Here is a 2694-nt window from a genome sequence, read left to right as displayed (position 1 = left end):
CGCAGCATCCGGACCAGCTGGTTTTCTACCGTATGGGGGATTTCTATGAGCTGTTCTTTGACGACGCTAAGAAAGCCGCGCAGCTGCTGGATATCTCTCTAACCGCGCGCGGCAAATCTGCTGGCGAACCCATTCCTATGGCCGGCATTCCGTATCATGCCGCAGAAGGCTATGTTGCTAAAATCGTCCGCGCGGGCGAATCCGTGGTTATCTGTGAACAGATAGGTGATCCGGCGACCAGCAAAGGTCCGGTAGAACGTGCTGTAGCACGCATCGTCACGCCCGGCACGATCAGCGACGAAGCCCTGCTTGATGAACAGAGCGACAACCTGCTGATCGCCGTACATAACATGGAAGAACACTACGGCATTGCCATCGTCGACATCAGTTCCGGACGCTTTAGCTTGCTTGAAGTTGAGGGAGAAGAACCTCTCCTGAGTGAAATAGAACGCCTGCGTCCATCGGAGATACTGATTAGCGAAGAAGGTTCACTGGCACTCGTACTCGCCGGCAAGCGCGGTTTGCGCCCGCAGGCGCCGTGGCACTTTGAAGCGGAAACCGCTCAGCGCCTCCTGTGCAAGCAGTTCAACGTACAAGACCTGGGCGGGTTTGGCTGTGACCACCTGCAGCTGGCAGTGAGCGCAGCCGGTTGCTTGCTGCAGTATGCCAAAGATACCCAGCGCACCGAGCTGCCGCATATTCGTCGTATTCAGGTGGAAACACGCAGTGACAGCGTGGTTTTGGATGCCGCGACACGCAAAAATTTAGAGCTGGATATCAATCTCAGTGGTGGCAAGGAAAACACCCTTGCGTCCGTACTGGATCGCTGCAAAACCCCTATGGGAAGCCGATTACTGCGTCGCTGGCTTAACCGACCGTTGCGCAATCGATCCGTACTGCTGGCACGCCAGGATGTCATCCGCTGGCAACGTGAACAGTATCGTTTTGAAACCCTGCAAGGCCTGTTGAAACATATTGGCGATCTGGAGCGTATTCTCGCCCGTATCGCGCTGCGTTCCGCTCGGCCGCGAGATTTGGAACGCCTGAAGAACTCTCTCGCCATTTTGCCCGAACTTCAGACACTGCTACAGAACACGGATTCTGCTCGCAGTCTGGAGCTGGCTGCGCTGATCAGTGAGTTTCCGATGCTCGCGGATCTGTTAGGAAAAGCCGTCATTGAAAACCCACCGGTTATCGTCAGAGACGGGGGCGTAATCGCCGGCGGCTACGATGAGGAACTGGATGAACTGCGCGGCCTGTCCGAAAACGCGGGCAACTATCTGGTGGATCTGGAAACACGCGAACGCGAGCGTACCGGTATATCGACACTTAAAGTCGGATACAACCGTGTTCACGGCTATTTTATCGAAATTGGTCGTGCCAGCTCCGACAAGGCACCCGCCGAATACATCCGGCGACAGACACTTAAGAACGCCGAGCGCTTTATCACCCCCGAACTGAAAGAGTTCGAAGACAAAGCTCTGTCTGCCAAAAGTCGCGCGCTGACCCGCGAAAAAGCACTGTACGAAGCCTTGATAGAAACCGTGGCAGAACAACTTCCTGCGCTTCAGGACAGTGCTGCGGCACTGTCTGAGCTGGACGTACTGGGCAACCTGGCCGAGCGTTCCGACACACTCAACTATTGTGCGCCGATACTCACCGAAGAATCCCAGCTCAATATAAGCGGTGGCCGTCATCCTGTCGTTGAAAGCGTATTGGATGAACCCTTCGTGGCTAACCAGCTTGAACTCGACCACGTGCGCCATATGCTCATCATTACGGGACCCAATATGGGTGGTAAGTCCACCTATATGCGTCAGGCAGCACTGATCACCTTACTGGCACATATTGGTAGCTATGTGCCAGCAGACAGCGCAACCATCGGCATCGTTGATCGTATTTTTACCCGGATGGGGTCCTCTGATGATCTGGCCGGTGGCCGGTCGACATTCATGGTAGAGATGACCGAAACAGCCAATATCCTGCACAATGCGACCGAACGCAGTCTGGTATTGATGGATGAAGTAGGACGCGGCACCAGCACCTTCGATGGGCTGTCACTGGCCTGGTCCTGTGCAGAATATCTCGCTCAGTCGGTAAAAGCATTTACGCTGTTTGCGACCCACTACTTCGAGCTAACAACACTTCCCGAACAGCTGACCGGTGTACACAATGTGCACCTGACAGCCGTCGAGCACAACGACCATATTGTGTTTATGCACGAGGTTCAGGAAGGCCCGGCAAGCCAAAGCTACGGCCTACAAGTGGCCCAACTCGCCGGCGTACCTCAACACGTTATTCAATACGCGCGCGAAAAGCTGGTTATGCTCGAGCAGGACGCTAGTAACGATCTGCAAACAGCAGACACGGTAGTGGCAAGACCGATACCGGCACCCCAGCAAAGTGATATGTTCAGCAGCGCACCACATCCTGCCATCAAACAACTTGAAAAAGTCTCAGCAGATGATTTAACACCGCGCCAGGCACTGGACCTGATCTATCAACTCAAAAGCACGATAAGCTGATACAGGTACCTGATACAGGGCGGTCATTGCCACCGCCCATCTCCGTCTCTCTTCTATACTGATACCACGCCATTCAATCCTGCAGGAACCCCTCTATGGCTTACGTTGTGACCGAGAGCTGCATCCGCTGCAAATATACCGACTGCGTTGACGTATGCCCTGTTGATTG

1 protein-coding gene is annotated in these 2694 nt (G+C 54.5%); it reads left to right on the top strand.

The window, feature by feature from the left end:
• Positions 1 to 2525 (top strand): DNA mismatch repair protein MutS (gene mutS / locus ABYW01_RS18820; RefSeq protein ID WP_372835828.1); only part of this gene is annotated, 2525 nt, incomplete at its 5' end.
• Between the last annotated feature and the right edge of the window lie 169 nt (positions 2526 to 2694).

It is taken from the genome of Pontibacterium sp. (genome assembly GCF_041587635.1).
GTDB lineage: Bacteria > Pseudomonadota > Gammaproteobacteria > Pseudomonadales > Balneatricaceae > Pontibacterium.
This window is presented reverse-complemented; position numbering and strand designations above follow the sequence as displayed.